The 19,259-nt window shown below is 71.3% G+C and carries 17 protein-coding genes; 9 read left to right on the top strand and 8 right to left on the bottom strand.

The window, feature by feature from the left end; translation table 11 throughout:
* Positions 1-371 precede the first annotated feature (371 nt).
* Positions 372-1,028: a leucine efflux protein LeuE gene (gene leuE / locus E1295_RS18805; protein WP_132631631.1), complete on the top strand. Its 657-nt coding sequence runs from the start codon at positions 372-374 to the stop codon at positions 1,026-1,028.
* Between the two features lie 213 nt (positions 1,029-1,241).
* Complete coding sequence (locus E1295_RS18810; protein ID WP_132631632.1) at positions 1,242-1,883, top strand: VC0807 family protein; 642 nt, start codon at positions 1,242-1,244, stop codon at positions 1,881-1,883.
* On the opposite strand, the gene E1295_RS18815 is transcribed toward E1295_RS18810, so the two are convergent.
* Both E1295_RS18815 and E1295_RS18820 read right to left on the bottom strand, forming a co-directional pair.
* Positions 1,791-2,768, bottom strand: coding sequence for a hypothetical protein (locus tag E1295_RS18815; protein ID WP_132631633.1), 978 nt, complete (start codon positions 2,766-2,768; stop codon positions 1,791-1,793). The two genes, E1295_RS18810 and E1295_RS18815, sit on opposite strands and share 93 nt — an antisense overlap.
* Before the next feature lie 4 nt (positions 2,769-2,772).
* Positions 2,773-3,972 carry a sensor histidine kinase gene (locus E1295_RS18820; protein ID WP_246080134.1) on the bottom strand — a complete coding sequence of 400 codons (1,200 nt, stop codon included), beginning with the start codon at positions 3,970-3,972 and terminating at the stop codon, positions 2,773-2,775.
* Positions 3,973-4,371: 399 nt separating this feature from the next.
* Between E1295_RS18820 and E1295_RS18825 the strand changes: the two genes are divergently transcribed.
* From E1295_RS18825 to E1295_RS18855, 7 genes are all read left to right on the top strand, one after another.
* The gene (locus E1295_RS18825; RefSeq protein ID WP_132631635.1) at positions 4,372-4,989 is read left to right on the top strand and encodes a DedA family protein; all 618 of its coding nucleotides are present in this window, start codon (positions 4,372-4,374) and stop codon (positions 4,987-4,989) included.
* A 36-nt stretch (positions 4,990-5,025) separates the two neighbouring features.
* Entirely contained in the window at positions 5,026-5,838 is an 813-nt protein-coding gene (locus E1295_RS18830) for a DMT family transporter (protein WP_132631636.1), read from the top strand.
* 57 nt (positions 5,839-5,895) lie between these two features.
* Positions 5,896-7,110, top strand: a complete 1,215-nt coding sequence (locus E1295_RS18835; RefSeq protein ID WP_132631637.1) for a glycosyltransferase — start codon at positions 5,896-5,898, stop codon at positions 7,108-7,110.
* Positions 7,107-7,784: a DUF998 domain-containing protein gene (locus E1295_RS18840; protein ID WP_132631638.1), complete on the top strand. Its 678-nt coding sequence runs from the start codon at positions 7,107-7,109 to the stop codon at positions 7,782-7,784. Before E1295_RS18835 ends, E1295_RS18840 begins: the two co-directional genes overlap by 4 nt.
* Before the next feature lie 95 nt (positions 7,785-7,879).
* Positions 7,880-8,662, top strand: coding sequence for a cytochrome P450 (locus E1295_RS18845; protein ID WP_181958009.1), 783 nt, complete (start codon positions 7,880-7,882; stop codon positions 8,660-8,662).
* A 7-nt stretch (positions 8,663-8,669) separates the two neighbouring features.
* A complete protein-coding gene (locus E1295_RS18850) occupies positions 8,670-11,489 on the top strand; it encodes an AfsR/SARP family transcriptional regulator (protein WP_132631639.1) in 2,820 nt (939 codons plus the stop codon).
* A 35-nt stretch (positions 11,490-11,524) separates the two neighbouring features.
* Positions 11,525-13,033 carry an MFS transporter gene (locus tag E1295_RS18855; protein WP_132631640.1) on the top strand — a complete coding sequence of 503 codons (1,509 nt, stop codon included), beginning with the start codon at positions 11,525-11,527 and terminating at the stop codon, positions 13,031-13,033.
* A gap of 9 nt (positions 13,034-13,042) precedes the next feature.
* Here the strand turns inward: E1295_RS18855 and E1295_RS18860 are convergent, their stop codons facing one another.
* The 6 genes from E1295_RS18860 to E1295_RS18885 form a co-directional block, all read right to left on the bottom strand.
* Positions 13,043-13,954: a serine hydrolase gene (locus E1295_RS18860; protein WP_132631641.1), complete on the bottom strand. Its 912-nt coding sequence runs from the start codon at positions 13,952-13,954 to the stop codon at positions 13,043-13,045.
* 115 nt (positions 13,955-14,069) lie between these two features.
* Positions 14,070-14,942 (bottom strand): alpha/beta hydrolase, encoded by an 873-nt coding sequence (locus E1295_RS18865; protein ID WP_132631642.1) that lies wholly within the window; start codon positions 14,940-14,942, stop codon positions 14,070-14,072.
* A gap of 15 nt (positions 14,943-14,957) precedes the next feature.
* Positions 14,958-16,352, bottom strand: coding sequence for an NAD(P)/FAD-dependent oxidoreductase (locus E1295_RS18870; RefSeq protein ID WP_132631643.1), 1,395 nt, complete (start codon positions 16,350-16,352; stop codon positions 14,958-14,960).
* 44 nt (positions 16,353-16,396) lie between these two features.
* Entirely contained in the window at positions 16,397-17,182 is a 786-nt protein-coding gene (locus E1295_RS18875; RefSeq protein WP_132631644.1) for an ABC transporter permease, read from the bottom strand.
* Entirely contained in the window at positions 17,179-18,030 is an 852-nt protein-coding gene (locus tag E1295_RS18880; protein WP_132631645.1) for an ABC transporter permease, read from the bottom strand. The genes E1295_RS18875 and E1295_RS18880 overlap by 4 nt, the downstream gene beginning before the upstream one ends.
* Before the next feature lie 9 nt (positions 18,031-18,039).
* On the bottom strand, positions 18,040-19,254 hold the full coding sequence (locus E1295_RS18885) for an ABC transporter substrate-binding protein (RefSeq protein WP_181958010.1): 1,215 nt from the start codon (positions 19,252-19,254) through the stop codon (positions 18,040-18,042).
* Positions 19,255-19,259: the final 5 nt, after the last annotated feature.

A 19,259-nucleotide genomic window follows, 5' to 3' on the forward strand; every position in this document is an offset into this window, starting at 1 on the left:
GGCTGAGTGCGAGGGTCGCGAGCGCCAGGAGGATCGGCCGAAATCTCACGGTTCATCCTTGGGGGGTGTGCGTGCCGTACGCCTTGCGCCGGGGGGTGAGAGCGCAAGCCGTACGGCACGGCCCGTGGGGAGGTGGCACGGGCGGGGGGTGTCAGCGCGAGCCGGTGGTGACCATCTTTTAGGAAACTTTCCTAAGTATTCGCGGTGATCGTAACCTTGACACCCGATCCTTACAAGACCCAAACAACCGGAGCTGCCGGACCGCGAGGGGCGGCACGGATCGTTGACCGAATGGCTGGATCCGGCGCACGAGGATGACCAGGCGATATCGTGATATGTCGTCAGTAAGCGTTCGCGGAGGGGCAGGCCGCATGTTCTTCGGCATCACCGATTTCTGGGCCTACGTCATCGGCGCCTTCCTGATCATCCTGCTGCCCGGCCCCAACTCGCTGTACGTGCTCAGCCACGCCGCCCGGCACGGCGTCCGTGAGGGATACCGGGCCGCCGCGGGCGTGTTCGTCGGCGACACCGTGCTGATGGTCCTGGCGGCCGCCGGCGCCGCGTCCCTCCTCCGCTCCACCCCGCTGCTCTTCACCGTCGTCAAGTACGCCGGCGCCGGCTACCTGGCCTGGATCGGGTTCCAGATGATCCGCGGCGCGGTGCGGGCCTGGCGGTCCGGGCCCGTGGCCGCCGCCGCACGGCCCCCGGAGGAGCGGGAACGCCGCCCGCGCCCGTTCCGCAAGGCGCTCGGGATCAGCCTGCTCAACCCGAAGGCGATCCTGTTCTTCGTCTCGTTCTTCATCCAGTTCGTGGACCCCGCCTATCCGGCGCCCGCGCTGTCGTTCGTCATCCTGGGCGCGATCATCCAGGTGTTCAGCGTGCTCTACCTGACGGCCCTGATCTTCGGCGGCACGTTCCTGGCCGGCCAGTTCCGCCGGCACAGGAAGCTCGGCGCGGGGCTGACGTCGGGGGTCGGCGTCGTCTTCGTCGGGTTCGGGGCGAAGCTGGCCACCGCCTCACTCGGCTGAGCGCCCGGTTCAATGCCAGGCTGAATCCGTATGGCAGCCCGGGAACGTGCCGAAGGAGGCGGTCGCACCTTCCGGCCTCAGGTACGGTAAGCCACCGGCGTGCTTCCTGGACGGCGCTGATGACGCTCGGGCTACAACGAGCGGTCCATCTGGAGAGCCTTGTCCTGTGAGGCCCGGGTAGTCGCTGATCGTCGGCCTATCTGCGGAGCAGCCTTGAATCACCCTCAGGTCACCCTTCCGCGCCTCACGGTGCTCGCCCGGCAGGCCGCGCCCCAGTTGCTCGAGAGCGTCGTGGCGCCGCTGGTGGTGTTCTACCTGGCCATGGTCGTCCTCGGCTTCCAGTGGGCGCTCGTCATGACCGTGGCCTGGGTCTATCTGGGGGTGGCCTGGCGGCTGGTCAGGCGGATCAAGGTGCCCGCCACCATGTGCCTGGCGGCTTTCGCGATCACCATTCGCGCGATCGTCGCCTTCTGGACCGGCACCTGGATGTGGTTCTTCATCCAGCCGGAGATGGGCACCATCTGCATGAGCATGGTCTTCCTCGCGTCCGTGCGCCTGAACAGGCCGCTCGTGCAGAAGCTCACGCTCGACTACATCCATCTGCCGTCGGCGGTGCTCAAGCACGAGCGGGTGCGCAGGTTCTTCGCCAGGATCACGCTGCTGTGGGCATTCGTGCTGCTGATGAACTCGACGTTGAGCATCTTCCTGGCGGTCTACGAGTATCTGGCGGGGTCGCTGGGCTCGTACATGGTGCTGCGGACCTCAGCGGTGGCCGTGATAAGCGGCCTGGCGATCACCATCTCGATCGTCGCCTTCAAGCGGCTGCTCAAGCGGCTGCACGTCGTGCACGCCTGAGCGGGTCCCTGCCCGCTCGGCCAGCACGTACGCCCCGCTCATCCCCATCACCAGCCCGGTCAGCATGCCGAACAGCTCGACCAGGTCCGTCGCCACCGCGCCCCCGACGCTGAGCGGGCCACCGACGGACCTGACGATCATCGCGTAGAGGCCCCAGCCGAACAACGACCCGGAGCCCAGCCAGACCGGTACGGCCAGCCGCCAGAACGGGCCTTTCCCGCGTTCCCGTACGACGGCGACGAACGCGACGGCCCCGGCGAGGGCGAGCAGCGCCTTGAACCCGTCCATGACGACGCCCCCGACGGGCGCTCCGAACGTCCACGACAGCCGCACCCCTGCGACCAGGGTGACGACCAGCAGCGATCCCCATGCCACGGCCGTCTGGAACTGCCTGGCAGGACCGGCGGCGGCGTGACCGGGCCCGAGCACCCCGGGCCAGCGGTCGCGGGCGTAGAGGACGAAGGTCGTCATCAGGCCGATGCCCTGCCCGACGAAACCGCCGTAGACCATCACGTAGACCCACGGTTCAATGGGGCCGCCGCTGAACACCGCGATCCCGCCGGCCGTCACCATGATCGGCGCCGTGACGACCACCACCGACAGCAGGCCCGTGCCCACCCACATCGGCAGCAGCACGAGCCAGGCCGGCAGCCGCAGGCCCCAGCGCGTGGTGAACGCCACCACCAGCAGCAGTCCGACGGCGTCCATGCCGAAGGTCATGACGTTGAGGCCGGCCATCGCCGGGTCGTTCATGAGGCCGGGGTCGGTGACTCCGAGGGAGCTTCCTGTCAGCCAGAGGATCTTCAGTGTGAGGTAGGGGAGCATGGTGGCGACCGTGGCGATCGCCGCGGTCACCCGGCCTATCGCCGGTCTGTGTTCGGTCATGCCCTCAGCGTCGTGCCTTCGGCCGTCCGTTCCCTCCCGAGCGGCGGGGATCCTCCTCACCCTCGCGGGGGAGGGTCACGGCCAGCTCGAAGCCGCCTCCCCCGCCCTCGCCGACGAGGCCCGCGGTGAGGGTGCCGCCGGCCAGCCGTACGCGCTCGCGCAGCCCCTCCAGCCCGAGACCGCCGGGCCGCGCGGTGGGCCGTGAACGCGGCGGCCCGTTGCGCACGGTGACGCGCCCCGGCGAGACCTCGACCTCGACGGCCGCGCCCGGGGCGTGCTTGGCGGCGTTGGTGAGGCCTTCCTGGACCACCGCGCGGGCCAGGGCGGACGCCTGACCGGGGTACAGGTCGAGGTCGATCCTCATGCCGGAGTCCCTGGCCCGCCGTACCAGCTCGGCCACGTCCTCGTCCACGGGCGTCAGGGGCGGCGCGTCGGCCTCCTCGCGCAGCAGCCCGATGATCTGGCGCAGCCGCTCGGTGGCGTCGGCGGCCGCGAGCCGCAGCTCGCCCGCGGCCCTGACCTCGGCGGGGCCCAGCCCGGGTGCCAGCTCGAGCCCGGCCGCCCTGACCGCGATCAGCGCCAGGTCGTGGCCGAGCGAGTCGTGCATGTCGCGGGCGATCCTGGCCCGCTCGCGCAGCCTGGCCTGAGCCTCGGCCGACAGCCTGGCCGCCCGCCGCTGCTGGAGCAGCCCCCTCCTGAGCAGCCCGAGCAGGTAGGGCACCAGGTAGGTGCCGGCGAGCGCGCTCGTCATGGAGACCCACAGGGCCAGGTCACCGCCCCTGACCAGGACCACGCCCACGCCCACGACCGTGACCACGCAGAACGCCGCCGCGGCCGGCCACATCACGCTCAGGCGCCGCCCGGTCAGGTAGGCGTACCACATGATGAAGGGCGACGTGGGCAGCAGCGGGAGGATCTTCACGCCGCGCCGGGGCAGCAGCCAGCTCAGGTCCACGGTCGCGAACCCTTCGGTGAACTGCCACGGCCCGAGCGGCAGCAGCAGCACCAGGGCGGCCAGCGGCCGGCGCCGGCCGACCAGCACGGCCGCGGCGGCCAGGGCCAGCCTGGGCACGGTGATCATCGCGAATCTGGCGGGGTCCCGGAACGGGTCGGGACCCATCGCGGCCACGAAGATGCTGAGAAAGGCCCAGAGCAGCAGGTCGTAGACCAGCCGGCGGCGGGTCTCTCGGCGGACGAGGCGCATGAACGTCACGGCACCGACGTTATCCGCCGCGTACGGGCCGCCGCCCTCCCCGAACGGCAGGCGGGACACCTGACGAAAGTCGGGGGTGGGGTGCAAGGCACCGCCGAGGTAGAGCTAACCCCACTGTGAAAGCGCCTATCTGCACTGGTGCCCGAGCGGCCGGATCCCGGTTTGATCGATGGTGTCACCCGGAGGTCGCGCCCCGACCCTGACGAAAGTAGGGGACGGTAGGCGCCGATCGTCCGATGTGCCGTGACCAGCGAAGTTCCTAGCTTCATTGGGGTACAGGCCCTGACCCGTATCGGGGATGGGTCCGCGTTCGACCCGGGGCATCCCCGATGTCCTCAGGGGTCCAGCGCCGACACGCTAGGTAAGTGCCCTGACGATCGGAGCCCCTCTATGTCCCACGCCATTCTCGACCTGGTGCAACAGGCCATGGCGTCCCCGTGGTTGTACGCCGTGCTGTTCGGCCTGGCGCTCCTCGACGGGTTCTTCCCCATCGTGCCCGCCGAGACCGCCGTGATCACCGCTGGTGTGTTCGCCGCGTCCGGCGAGACGAACCTGGCGCTGGTGATCGTCGTCGCGGCACTGGGCGCGTTCGCGGGGGACCACGTCTCCTACCTGATCGGCAAGACGTCGGGCGGGAGGCTGCGGAACAAGAAGGCGTTCGTCTGGGCGCGCGGCGCCCTGGAGGAGCGGGGCGGGCTCGTGCTCATCGTGGCCAGGTACATCCCCGGCGGGCGCACCGCGACCACGCTGACCATGGGCGCGGTCCGGCATCCGCTGCGCTCGTTCACGTTCTTCGACGCGATCGCGGCGAGCTCCTGGGGGGTGTACTCGGGGCTGATCGGCTTCTTCGGCGGGATGGCCTTCGAGAACGACCCCATCAAGGGCCTGCTGCTCGGGCTGGGCATCGCGGTGTCCGTCACGGCGATCGTCGAGGGCGTGCGGTGGATCAGGAAACGCCGCGCCATCCAGCCTTCCCCTGACCGTCTCCCCACGGACATGCCTGTTTGACCCTGTCCGGCGACCATCCGTTCGAAAGGAGTGCGCATGACTGTCCTGGCCGCGGTGACAGCTCTGGTCGGTTCGCTGTTCTTCGCGCTCGGAGCCGCCCTCCAGCAGTTCGAGGCGGCCGGCACCGCCAAGCCCGGGCTGCTGGCGCTGCTGCGCAGGCCGCGCTGGCTGGCCGGAGGCGTCTCCATTCTGGCGGGTGGTGGCCTGCACATCGTCGCGCTGGGGCTCGGCCCCCTGACCATCGTCCAGCCGATGGGCGTGGCCAGCCTGCTGTTCGCCCTGCCCATCGCCGCCACGCTGCACGGCCGCAAGCCGTCGCGCAAGGAACTGTCGGCGGCCGGCGTGGTGGCCGCCGGGCTGATCGGCCTGGTGCTGCTCGTCCCCGAGTCGCACGGCCCCACCCACCTCAGCCCGAACGGAGTGCTCATACTCCTCGGCGTGTCCGGCCTCGCCGCGGTGCTGCTGTGGGCCGGTTCGAGGGTGGCCTCGCCCGCGGGCCGGGCCGCGCTGCTCGCGACCAGCTCCGGCGTGCTGTACGGCGCCACCGCCACGCTCATGCGGGTGCTGGTGGACGGCACGTGGAACTGGTGGTACCTGCTGGCGCTGCCGGTCCCCGCCCTGCTGGCGCTGATGATGTTGCAGCGCGCCTACGCCGTCGGGCACTTCGGCGTCTCGTTCGCCTCGCTGCAGATCGCCGACCCGCTGACCGCGGTGGCCTTCGGCGCGCTGCTGCTCGGCGAACCACTGCCGACCGGGGTCCTCCCGGTCGCGGCCGCCGCGATCACCGCCGCCGGCACCGTCGCCCTGGCACGGACCAGCCCGCTGGAGGCGCACCGCGACCTTGCCTGACCTCTTCCGTCCGTTTCACCGGCCCTCCCCTGGCCCTACCTATCTGGAGTCACCGTCATGGCCATGCCCCTTCACGACACCGTCACCGAACGTCCGGCCATCGTCCCCGCCGCCGAACGGCCACGCCGGATCCTGATCTCGAGCGACACCTACCCACCCGACGTCAACGGCGCCGCCTACTTCACCCACCGCCTGGCCACCGGCCTGGCCGCGCGCGGCAACGAGGTGCACGTCGTCTGCCAGTCCGAGGTGGGCCCGCCCACCGCCGACGTGGAGGACGGCGTGGTGGTACACCGGCTGCGCTCCGCGCCGCTGCTGGTCCACCCCACGATGCGGGTCACCGTACCGACCAGGCTCGACCGCCTGATCGCCTCCATCTCCCCCGACGTGCTGCACACGCAGGGGCACTTCGTGGTGGGCCGGGCCGCCATCGCCGCCGCCCGCCGCGCGGGCGTGCCGGTGGTCGCCACCAACCACTTCATGCCGGACAACCTCTTCCAGTTCGGTCACATCCCCGAGCGGCTGCGGGCCAAGGCGGGCCGGCTGGCCTGGCGCGACTTCAGCCGGATCTTCAACCGCGCCGACCACGTGACCACGCCCACCCCGCTGGCCGCCGAGCTCCTGTCCGAGCAGGGCTTCGACCGCGAGGCCGAGCCGGTCTCCTGCGGGATCGACCTGACCAGGTTCCACCCGCACGCCGAACCCAAGGCGTGGGCCCGCAAGATGTTCGACCTGCCCGACCGGCCCACCGTGATGTTCGTCGGCCGCCTGGACGAGGAGAAGCGCATCGACGAGCTCGTACGCGCGCTGCCGATCGTGCTGAACGACACCGACGTGCAGGCGGTGCTGGTCGGCCGGGGCACCCAGCGGATGGAGCTGGAGCGGCTGGCCAAGCGCATCGGCGTGGGCGAGCGGGTCTTCTTCCTCGGCTTCGTGCCCGACGAGATCATGCCGCAGGCGTACGCGTCCGCCGACGTGTTCGCCATGCCGGGCGTCGCCGAGCTGCAGAGCATCGCCACGCTGGAGGCCATGGCGACCGGGCTGCCCGTGGTGGCCGCCGACGCGATGGCGCTGCCGCACCTGGTGGACGGCAACGGCTATCTGTTCCAGCCGGGCGACGTGGCCACGCTGGCCCGGCGCCTGACGGAGATCCTCACCGACGACGGCCTGCGCGCCATGCTGGGCAAGGCCAGCCGCGAGCTGGCGCTCACCCACGACCACCAGACGTCGTTGGCCCGGTTCGAGGCGATTTATGACGAGGTGGCGCGATGACCCGGACGCAGACCGTGTGGGGCACGGTCATCGGCACGGTGGTGTCCTTCTGCGCTCTCGCCTACGCCGAGCTGGCCCTGCCGGAACAGCCGCTGCTCAGCGACTACGCGCTGGTCTCCGGCGGGCTCGCGCCGGTGCTGATCGGGATGCTGGCGCTCGCGGGGGCGTGCCTGAGTCTCGCGTACGGGCTGGCGGCCGCGGACCCGGCGCGTACCGCGGCCACCCGGGTCCTCCTGGTGGCCGGGTCGGCGGGGCTGATGATGAGCGCGGTCTTCCCCACCGACGCGGGAACGTCGCAGATCGGCACGCTCTCCGGCGAGATCCACCGCTGGGCGGCGGCCGTGGTCTTCACCTCGCTGCCGGTCGCCGGCTGGAGCCTGGCCAGGGGGCGCGCGGCCGCGCTCGGGTGGAACGCCGTCAAGGCCATGAGCGTGACGTCCGCGCTGTCGCTGGCGTTCTACCTGGCGGCGCATCCGGCCTCCGTCACCTCGCCGCTGATCAACGGCGGTGCCTACTACGGGCTGCTGGAGCGGGGGCTGGTGGTGGCCGAGATGGTGCTCCTCGTGGTCATGGCGCTGGCCTTCACCCGGAAGCGCGCCGCCGCACCCGCCGCCGCACCCGCGGGCAGGGCCGAGAAGGAGCCACCGGAGCGCCAGGAACGGCTCGCCGCCTGACGGCACGCATGGCTTGGGCGGCCGGCGGACGGCTGGGCGGCGGCGGACGGCATGTTTCGACCGGCGGCGAAATGATGGCGCTCTAGCGTGACCTCATGCTCATCATCCGTCATACCGAGGCCCGTGCCGTGCTCGCCGACCCCGCGTACGTGCCGCCTCCCGTACGCCAGGACGGCGCGGAGGGGACGCTCGCCTGGCTGCGGGCCCAGGTGTCACGGTTCAGCACCGGCGAGACCCACGCCGGGCGACGCCGGGTCCTCACCGAGTTGCTGGCCGGGCTGGAGCCGGCCGAGCTGAGGCGGGCGGCCACGGCCATGACCGTGGAGCGGGACGGCGACTGGCATGGCGTGCCGACGGCCGTGCTCGCGTCCGCGCTCGGCGTCGAGGACAGCGCCCTCCTGGCCGACGCCGTGCCCGCCGCCGCGTCCGGTTACCTCTCGGGCGAGGAGACTCCCGAGGCCGACGCCGCCGTCGCGCGGCTGCTCACGCTGGCAGGCGTGCCCGTGATCACGCTGCTCCTGCAGGGGTACGCCGCCACGGAAGGACTGATCGAGGCCGCGCTGCGGCACGGGGGACCCGGCGACGACCCCGAGGCGCTGCTGTACGAGACGCTCAGGCACGACCCGCCGCTCAGGGCCACCCGCAGGCTCGACACGCGGACCGGTGAGACGGTGACGATCGATCTGGTGGCCGCCAACCGCGATCCCGGCGTGTTCGCCGACCCCGAGCGGTTCGACCTCGCCCGCGGGTGCGGTCCGCACCTGACCTTCGGCTCCGGCATCCGGCCCTGCCCCGCGCCCGGCCACGCGCTCGCGCTCGCCGCCGGTGTGCTCGACGCCGTGCTCGCCCCGCACCGGACGCCGCCGCGCCCGCGATAATCGGGGTATGCGCTTCCAGATCCTCGGCCCCACCACCGTGCTGGACGAGGACGGTGAGCCGGTCGCGCTCGGCGGTCCCCGCGTACGCGCCCTGCTGACGCTCCTCGCCCTGCACGCCGGCCGCGTCGTCGGCCCGGAGCAACTCGTGGCCGGCATGTACGGCCCCCGGCCCCCCGAGGGCGAGTCCAACGCGCTGCAGTCCCAGGTGTCCCGGCTGCGCAGGGCGCTCGGCCGGGAGCTGGTGGAGTTCCATCCGGCGGGATACCGGCTGGTGGCCGACCCGCAGGACGTCGACGCGCGCAGGTTCGAGCAGCTGGCCCAGGCGGGCAGGCGGGCCCTGGCGGACGGCGATCCCGGGCAGGCGGCCGCGCTGCTGCGTGAGGCGCTCGACCTGTGGCGGGGCACGCCGCTGGCCGACGTCCCGCACGCCGAGGCCGCGGCGACGGCGCTGGAGGAACTGCGCCTGTCGGCGACCGAAGACCGGGTGCAGGCCGACCTCGACCTGGGCAGGCACCGTGAGCTGGTCGCCGAGCTGACCCAGCTCGCCGCCGCCCATCCGCTGCGCGAGCGGCTGCGGGCCCAGCTCATGCGCGCGCTCTACGGCAGCGGCCGCCAGGCGGAGGCGCTGGCCGTCTACGACGAGGCCAGGAAGCTGCTGGACGAGGAACTGGGCGTCGAGCCGGGGGCCGAGCTGGCCGCCGCGCACCTGGCCGTGCTCAGGGCCGACCCGGCGCTCGGGGCCTCGGCCGCCCCCGCGGCCGGGCAGAGCTTCCGGCGCGGGCTGCGCGCCCAGCTCACCAGCTTCGTCGGCCGCGCCGACGAACTCCGTCAGGTGGCGGCGAGGCTGGGCGAGCACCGGCTCGTCACGCTGATCGGGCCCGGCGGCGCGGGCAAGACGCGGCTCGCGACCGAGACTGCCGGCCGGGAGACGGGCGACGTGTGCGTCGTGCCGCTCGCGCAGGTCTCCGACGAGGCCGACGTGCCGGCGGCCGTGCTGACCGCGCTCGGCATCCGCGACGCCGTGACGCACGACCGGCCCGCCCTGGATCCGGTCACCCGGCTTGTCACCGCGCTGGCCGGCCGCAGGCTGCTGCTGGTCCTCGACAACTGCGAGCACGTCATCGCGGCCACCGCCGAGCTGACGGACCAGTTGCTGGCCGCCTGCCCCTGGCTGCGGGTGCTGGCCACCGGGCGGGAGGCGCTCGGCATCACCGGCGAGTCGATCCTGCCGGTGGCGCCGCTGCCGTTGCCGCCGCCGGAGGTCCGCGACCCCCTCGGCTATCCCTCCGTCCGGCTGTTCGCCGACCGTGCCGCCGCCGTGGTGCCCGGCTTCGCCGTCGACGCGGGCAACGCCGCCCAGGTGGCGGGCATCTGCCGGGCGCTCGACGGGTTGCCGCTGGCCATCGAGCTGGCCGCGGCGCGGCTGCGTACGCTTCCGCTGGCCGACGTCGCGGCCCGGCTCGACGACCGGTTCCGGCTGCTGGCCCGCGGCAGCCGTACGGCGCTGCCCCGGCACCAGACGTTGCGTGCGGTCGTCGCGTGGAGCTGGGACCTGCTCGACGAGGACGAGCAGCGGCTGGCGAGGAGGCTGACCGTGTTCGTCGGCGGCGCGCGGCCCGGCGCCGCCGAGAAGGTGTGCGGGCTGCCGGAGGAGGTGCTGTTCTCGCTGGCGGAGAAGTCCCTGGTGGAGGTGGTGGACGGGCGCTACCGCATGCTGGAGACGATCAGGGCGTTCTGTGCCGAGAGGCTGGCCGAGGCGGGCGAGGTCGAGGCGGTCCGCGACGCGCACGCCGGCTACTACCTCGACCTGGTCGTGGAGGCCGACTCGTGGCTGCGTACGGGCGAGCAGCTGGAGTGGCTGGCCCGGCTCGACGAGGAGAGCGACGACGTCAACGCGGCCGTGCGCTGGGCCACCGAGTCCGGCCGGCTGGAGACGGCGCTGCGGCTGCTGGCCCACAGCGCCTGCTACTGGTGGATGCGCGGTCACCGCGCCACCAGCGCCGACCTGGCCGCCGGTCTGCTGGCGGCGCTCGGGTCGCGGCGTCCGGCCGACCTCGACGAGGAATACGTCATGTGCGTGCTCGTCACGGCTTGGGCAGGAGGTATGGACGAGGGGCTGCGTCAGCGGCTGGCCGAGGTGCGCTGGCTGGTGACCTGGGATCACGTACCGGTGCGGGTCGAGTTCATGATGATGCTGCTGTCCGCGTTCACCGGGCCGCCCGGCGAGATCCAGGTCGCCTTCGACGAGCTCACGCGGGTCGTGAGCGAGCTCAAGCCCTGGCAGCAGGCGCTGTCCTCCACCGGTGCCGCGTTCATGCTGGAGACCCTCGGCCGGCCCGAGGAGGCACTGGCCCACTTCGAGCAGAGCCTGGCCGCGTTCAAGGCCATCGGCGAGCGCTGGGGCATGACGCTCGTGTTGTCCGGGCTCTGCGAGTTCCACCACTCGCGGGGCGCCTACGACACCGCGTACGCGCTGGCCGACGAGGCGCTGACGTTGGCGCGCGAGCTGGGTGCCACGACCGAGATCGCCGAGTGCCTGTGCCGCCGCGGCGACGCGCTGACGCGCATGGACGCCATGGACGCGGCGCACGCCGACTACACGCTCGCGGCCGACCTGTCGAGCAGGAACGGCTCCATGGAGATCCTCGCGTGGGCGCACCTCGGCCTCGGCGAGGTGGCGCTGCGCCGGGGCGACACCGACGAGGCGCACGCGCTGCTCATCCAGGCGCGGGACGAATGCCCTGACGACTGGTACAGCGCCGAGGACACCCGCATCCGCATCGCCTCCGGACTGACCGAGATCGGCCGGCCGGTCAGCCAACGGTAGGCGCATCGTCAGCCGTTCCCGCGACCGTGGGCGGCATGAAGAACAAATGGGCCGCATTGGCGATCGCCTGCCTGGCCACGCTCCTGCTTTCCCTCGACCTGACCGTCCTGCATCTGGCGCTCCCCCGCCTGGTCGCCGACCTGGGCGCCACGTCCACACAGCTGCTCTGGATCGGCGACATGTACGGCTTCGCGCTGGCCGGACTGCTCGTCACCATGGGCAACCTCGGTGACCGCATCGGCCGCAAACGCCTGCTGCTGATCGGCGCGGCGGCGTTCGGCGCGGCCTCCGTGATCACCGCGTACGCACCCAGCCCCGAGCTGCTGATCGCGGCCAGGGCGCTGCTGGGCATCGCCGGGGCCACGATCATGCCGTCCACGCTGTCGATCATCCGCAACGTGTTCACCGAGCCCGGCGAGCGGACCGCGGCCATCGGCGTCTGGAGCGGGATGAGCGCGGCGGGCTTCGCGATCGGCCCGGTCGTCGGCGGGGTGCTGCTCGACCACTTCTGGTGGGGCTCGGTGTTCCTGATCAACGTACCGATCATGCTGCTGGTGCTGGTGGGCGGCGCACTCGTGCTGCCCGAGTCGCGCAACCCGGACGCGGGCCGGCTCGACCTGCTCAGCGTCGTGCTGTCCTTCAGCGGCATCGTGACGGTCATCTACGCCGTCAAGGAGGCCGCGGACAAGGGCCTTGGCCACGCCGACGTGCAGGCCGCGGGCGTGGCCGGGATCGTGCTGCTGGCGTTGTTCGTGTGGCGGCAGACGCGGCTGGCCGAACCGCTGATCGACGTGCGGCTCTTCCGCAGGAGGGCGTTCACCGCGTCCATCACCACGAACCTGCTGGCGATCTTCGCGATGTCGGCGATGATGCTGATGTTCGCGTGGTACCTGCAGCTCGTGCTCGGCTGGTCGCCGCTGCAGGCGGGGCTGGCCCAGTTGCCCGGCGGGCTGGCGGGCGCCGTCGGCGGGGTGCTGGCCGCCAAGCTGATCAACTTCCTCGGCCGCAACGGCGTGGTCGCGCTCGGCCTGGCCATGAACGCGGGATCGTTTCTCTACTACTCCACCCTCGGCACCGAGCTGAACTACCTCAGCCTGCTGCCCGTCATGGTGATCGGCGGCATGGGCGTCGGGTTCGCGTTCACGGTGAACAACGACAACGTGCTGGCCACCGCGCCGAAGGAACGGGCGGGGTCGGCGTCGGCGGTGTCGGAGACGGCGTTCGAGCTGGGAGGGGCGCTCGGCATCGCGATCCTCGGCACGGTCCTGACCGGCGCGTACCGGGCGAACCTCGTCCTGCCCGCCGGGGTGGACGACGCGGCCGCCGGCGAGTCGATCGCCGGAGCGCTGGAAACGGCCGCCGGCCTGCCCTCCGGCCAGGCGGGTCAGCTCGTACGGGCCGCGCAGGAGGCGTTCGTGGCGGGTGTGCACGTGACCTCGCTGGCCACGGCGGCGCTGCTGGCCGTGGTCGCGGTGCTGGCGCTGGTGGGGCTGCGCGGGGTGCCGAAGGAGATCCCGGAGGAGCTTCTCACCACGCGAGCGTAGTCCCGGTGGTCAGGGGATGGGGTTGGTCGGGCAGGGGCGGGTGTAGCTCGGCGCCAGGCCGCCGAGGCGGGCGCCGATCGTGCGGGCCACCCGTTCGATGGTCTGGATGCCGGCGCCGTGGCCGGGCTGCTGGTCGGTCTGGACCGACAGGAGCAGGTCGCGGCCTGGGCCCTTGATGCGGCCGTAGCTGGTGACGGCCCACGTGTTGTGGATGAAGGGGCGCGGGGTCCAGCCGTTCTTCAGCGCCACCCTGTCGCCGGGGCGGGCCGCCGCGCTGACGCCCCACGCCTGCTCCTTGTGCACCCGGCCCATCAGGCCCAGCAGCAGGCGGCGGTCGGAGGCGCGCAAGCCCTTGTCTCCGTCGACCAGGACGCCCAGCAGGCGGAGGCGGTCGGCGGGGCTGGTGGTGGTGCCGCCCCAGTAGATGCCCGGCCCCGGTGTGGTCTCCCGCATGCCCAGCCGCCGGTAGAACTCGCTCATGGCGCCGCCCCCGCCCACCCGCGACCAGAGGGCGTCGGCGGCCTTGTTGTCGCTCTCGGTGATCATGCGTTCGGCGAGGTCGCGGTCCGACGCGCTGAGGCCGGCGGTGTGGCGGCGCTGGAGCAGCGCGGCGAGGATGTCCACCTTGGCGCCGCTGGCGGTGATGAGGTCGTGCCGGTGCTCCCCCTGACCGAGGGTGGCGCCGCTGACGCGGTCGTGCGCGCCGTAGACGATGCGGCCCGGGCGGGTGCGCAGGTAGCGGGCGAGGTCGTGTTCGAGGCGCCGGCGGGCCGCGCGTGCGGCCCGTTGGTCCGGAAATTTCATGACGCATCGCGCCACCTTGACCGGTGCCCGCACCGCGACGGGCGCGGTCGGCGTGCGCTCGGCGCCGCACCCGGCCACGAGCGCCAGCCCCACCCAGGCCGCCCACTTTGTACGCATGCGCAACCCCTCGTCGAGTTTGCGGGGGTTACGAGGGTCATGCCCGGCCTGGCGGCCCGATCCATCACCATCGGTATTTTCCTGGACAGACCTTCAGCTCATCCTTGCCGAACGGTCACAGACGCGCCTCCAGGAAGGCGGCCGTCGCGTCCACGGCCCGGGTGACGTACGGCTCCTCGTCATAGAGGTCGATGTGCCGTTTGGCGTCCACCCAGACGAGCTCCTTCGGCTCGTCGAGCCGCTTGTACGCCTCCTCGGCCCCCTCCGGCGAGCAGATCCGGTCGACGATCCCGTGCACGATCAGCGCCGGTTTCGGGGACAGGAAGTCGGCCCCCATCATGTGGTCCATCGTGATCAGCTCGCGCACGCTCGCCCGGGTCACCTCGTTCACCCAGTGGGGCGAGGCGCCGCGCCCGGAGCCGTAGTAGGCGTACGGTTCGTCGCCCGGCATCGCGGCCTCGCCGTCCTCGGCGACGGCGGGCATGTACGCGACGGGCCCGCCCTGGTCCTGCCGTTCCAGCACCTCCGTGGACGACTCCAGCGCGGCCTGGTAGTCCAGGTCCGTCCGCGTCGCGTAGGGGTTGGCGTACGCCCCGGCGATGCCCACAAAAACCCGTACTCGGGGGTCAAAAGCAGCAAATTTCAGGGCATATCCGCCGCCCAGGCAGATCCCCACCACCCCGATCCGCTCCGCGTCCACCTCCGGCCGCGACCGCAACCACGACACCGCCGCCCGCAAATCGTGCAGCTTGCCCTGCGGATCCTCGTGCCCGCGCGGCTGCCCGCCCGACTCGCCCCAGTTGCGATGGTCGAAGGACAGGGTGACGTAGCCCCGTTCCGCCAGCCGGGCCGCGTACAGACCGGTGACCTGGTCGCGCACCCCGGTGAACGGACCCGTGAACACCAGCCCCGGACGCGGCCCCGCGCCGTCCGGCACCCGCAGGTCACCGATCAGGGGGAGGCCGTCGGCGGCGAATTCTGCTCTCATACGCCCAAGTCTGCGCTAGGAGTCGAACCCCAGCCCCATCCGGTCGAGAGCGCGCAACCACAGGTTGCGCCTGCCCTGGCTGCGGTCGGCACGGGCGATCGACCACCGGGTGACCTGGATCACCCCCGACCGCACCGGCTCGGGCGGGAACGGGATCGGCTTCTCCTTCACCATCCGCAGCTCCGTGCGCTCGGTGCGCTCGCCCGACAGCAGGTCCAGCATGACGTTCGCGCCGAACCTGGTGGCCCCGACCCCCATGCCGGTGAAGCCGGCCGCGTAGACCAGCCGGCCGCCGTGCGCCCGCCCGTAGAAGGCGCTGAACCGGCTGCAGGTGTCGATCACGCCGCCCCACCGGTGGCTGAAGCGCACGTTCGCGAGCTGCGGGAACGTGGCGTAGAAGTGCTCGGCGAGCTTGACGAACGTCGCGTCGCGCTGGTCGTACTCCTGCCTGACCAGGCCTCCGTTGTAGTAGACGGCGTCGTAGCCGCCCCACAGGACGCGGTTGTCGTCGGTCAGCCGGTAGTAGTGGAACTGGTTGCCCGAGTCGCCGACGCCCTGCCGGTTGCTCCAGCCCACCGCGGCCAGCTGGGCGGGGGTCAGCGGCTCGGTCATCAGCACGTAGTCGTAGACCGGGACCACGAAGTGCCGCAGCCGCCGCAGCAGGGGCGGGAACACGCCGGTGCCCAGGGCCACCTGGCGCGCGGCGGCCGTGCCGTACGGCGTCCGCAGGGTGATCGTCGTGCCGTCGTCGCGCAGCGAGCGCACCGGGCTGCGCTCGTGCACGCGCACGCCGAGCCGCAGGCAGGCGTCCCGCAGCCCCCACGCCAGCCGGGCGGGGTCGACCATGGCGCAGCCGCTGCGCTCCCACAACCCTCCCAGGTAGGTCGGCGAGTCGACCTGGGCCCGCACCTGATCCCGGTCGAGCGGCACGTAGTCGAGGCCCAGCTCGTCGATCAGCTCCTGGTGCTCGCTGAGCCCGTCGAGCTGCCACGGCTCGGTGGCCACGTGCAGCTCGCCCGTACGCTCGAACGAGCAGTCGATGCGGTAGCGCCACAGCGTGCGCTCGATCTCGTCGAGGTTGGCCACGCCCATGCGCTCCAGCCGGTCGAGCTCCTCCGGCCACCGTTCCAGGCCGTTGGCCAGGCCGTGGGTGAGCGTCGCCATGCAGAAGCCGCCGTTGCGGCCGGTGGCCGCCCAGCCGATCCTGCGCCCTTCGAGCAGGACGACGTCGATCGACGGGTCGCGTTCCTTGGCCATCAGGGCCGTCCACAGACCGGAGAAACCTCCGCCGACGACGACCAGGTCGGCGGTGGTGTCGCCGGCCAGTCGCGGGGCCGGATCGGGCCTGAACGGACTGTCCAGCCAGTACGGCCTGCGCTCCGCGTCAGCCAGCGCCTTCAGCGGATCCACACTCCCACATCCCTACGATCCTCTCGCGGACCCCGGCCCCGCGGTCAGGCCCGCCGCCTGGCGACGACCGCGTTGGCGACGGCGATCAGCACCCCGACGCCGAAGATGAGCGTACCCATGACATTGACCTGCGGCGGGATGCCGGTCTTCACCGCACCGACGATCCACAGCGGGAAGGTGACGGTCGAGCCGTTGACGAAGCTGGTCACCACGTAGTCGTCGATCGACAACGCGAACGACAACATCGCGCCCGCCATCACCGCGGGCATGATCGACGGCAGCGTCACCTGCCGGAACGTGCCCCAGGCCGTGGCGCCCAGATCCCTGGCCGCCTCCTCCAGCGACGGGTCGAGCGTGACGATCCGCGCCCGCACGGTCACCACCACGAAGGACAACGAGAACAGCACGTGCGCGATGATGATCGTGTTCGCGTCGCGCGGCACGTTGCCCGAGACGAACAACGACAGCAGCGACGCCCCCATGACCAGTTCGGGCGTGGAGATGGCGGCGAAGACCAGGAAGTTCGTGACGCCCTTGCCGCGGAAGCGGTGGCGGCCGAGCGCGAGCCCGAGCATGGTGCCGAGCACGACGGTGATGACGGTGCTGACCAGGGCGATGACCAGGGAGTTGCGCAGCGCCACGGTCAGGTCGGAGATCTCGAACAGCTCGGCGTACCACCTGAGGGTGAAGCCCTGCCAGGTGGTGTTGGACTTGCTCTGCTTGTCGTTGAACCCGAACAGGATCATCACGGCGATCGGCGCCGACAGCCACACGATGACCAGCCACGTGTAGGCGTGCAGCAGCCGGTCGCCGAGCCCGCCGCGCCTCATCGGGCCGCCGCCTCGAGCACGTTCTCCGTCCCGAGCGCCCTGGCGTAGGCGAAGATCCCCACCAGCAGGACCGCCATCAGCGTGAACGACAGCGCCGAGGCGGTCGGGTAGTCGAGGTTGACCAGGTATTCGGTCTGGATGTTGTTGCCGATCATGGTGTTGCCCGTGCCGCCCAGGATCTGCGCGTTGATGGGGTCGGCCGTGGCGGGCACGAAGGTCATGAGCACCCCGGCGAAGACCCCGGGCAACGACAGCGGCAGCACCACCCGGCGGAAGGCTCCCGCGCGCGTGGCGTAAAGGTCCTGGGCGGCCTCCACCACCCGCGGGTCCACCCGCTCCAGCGCCACGTAGATGGGCAGGATCATGAACGGCAGGAAGTTGTACGTCAGCCCGCCCACCACGGCGAGCGTCGTGGCGAGCACGTGGAAGCCGTCGGGCAGCAGCCCCCAGTCCTTCAGCGTGCCGAACAGGATGCCGTTGTCGGCCAGCAGGAAGTTCCACGAGATCGTCCGCAGCACGAACGAGACGAAGAACGGCAGCAGCAGCAGGAACAGGTACATCGACTTGCGGCTGCCGCCCCTGAAGGCGATCCAGTAGGCCACGGGATAGCCGATCAGCAACATGGCCGCGGTCGCGAGCGCGCCGTACACGAGCGAGCGGATCAGCTGGGTGCTGTACCTGCCGAGCGCGTCCCCGTAGTTGGAGATGCTGAACGTCATGGCGTAGCCGTCGTAGGCGTTGCCGGTCTGCAGGGAGACCGAGGCCATCGCGACCATGGGCACGACCAGGAAGATCGCCAGCCACATCCAACCGGGCAGCGCGAGGAGGTAGGGGGTGAGCCGCCGCATCGTCCGCGCCTACGCCTGGGTGATCGACTGGAAGATCGGGTTGAACACCTGCTCCTGCTCGTTGGTCAGGGTGGTGTACGTGCGCAGCTTGGCGTAGTCGGCCTCGCTCGGGAACATGAGCGGGCTGTCGATCATGGCGTCGAGCGCCTTCTTCTCCTTGGCCCCGGCCGTCTTGGCCTGCTCCCTGAACAGGTCCTGGACCGCGGGGACGGGCGTGACGAACTGGATGAACTCGTCGAGCTCGGCGGCCACGGCGGGCTGGTAGAGGTAGTCCATCAGCATGAGCGCGTCGAGGGGGTTGGCCGCGCCCTTGGGGATGAGCATGTTGTCGGTCCAGATCGTGCCGCCCTCCTCGGGCACCACGAACGCGACGGGCTCGCCGGCGAGCTGGCGCTGGAAGACGTCGCCCGACCAGGCCATGGTCACCCAGACGTCGCCCTTCGCCACGGCATCGATATACCCTTGATCATAATACTTCCGCACAAGTCCGGCATCGCGCTGCGCCTTGAGCTTCTCCCCGGCCTTCTTCCAGTCCGCCTCCGTCGACTTCTCCGGGTCAACGCCCACCGCGAACATGCCGAAGTTGCCGATCTCCTGGGCGTCGTTCATCATCCCGATCCGCCCCTTGTAGCGGGGATCGAACAACGCCTCGATGCTCGTGATCTTCTCTTTGACGTGGTCGGTGTTGTACGCGATCCCGGTCACGCCCGACGCGTACGGGATCGTGTACTTGTTGCCCGGGTCATAGGAGCGCTCCTTGAACTTCTGGCCCGCGTTGGCCTGGAAGTTCGGCAGCCGCGTGTGGTCGAGCGGCACCGCGTAACCGAGCTGGAGCATGTGCTGGAGCTGTACGCCGTTGGTCATGACGACGATGTCGTAACCCAGCGACTGCCCGGCGCGCAGCACGGGGTCGGCCTTGCCGAAGAAGTCCGCGTTCTCCTGGATGACCTCCTTGTACTCGTACGCGATGCCGGTGTCCTTCTTGAAGCGCTCGAGCGGGCCCTTGTCCCCCGGCATGTACTCGGGCCAGTTGGCGAAGACGACCTTGCCGTTCTTGGTCTGCGCCGACCAGAAGTCCTTGACGGCGTCCGCCTTGGGCGGTGCGGCCTTCTGCCCCTGCACGCCGCAGCCGGCCAGGGCGAGCCCGGCGGCCGAGTAACCGGCGAGCCGGAAGACGTCACGTCGGGTGCGGGATCGGCCCATGAGGCTGTGTGGGGGGTTCATGAGGC

Source organism: Nonomuraea mesophila (genome assembly GCF_004352805.1).
Taxonomy (GTDB): domain Bacteria; phylum Actinomycetota; class Actinomycetes; order Streptosporangiales; family Streptosporangiaceae; genus Nonomuraea; species Nonomuraea longispora.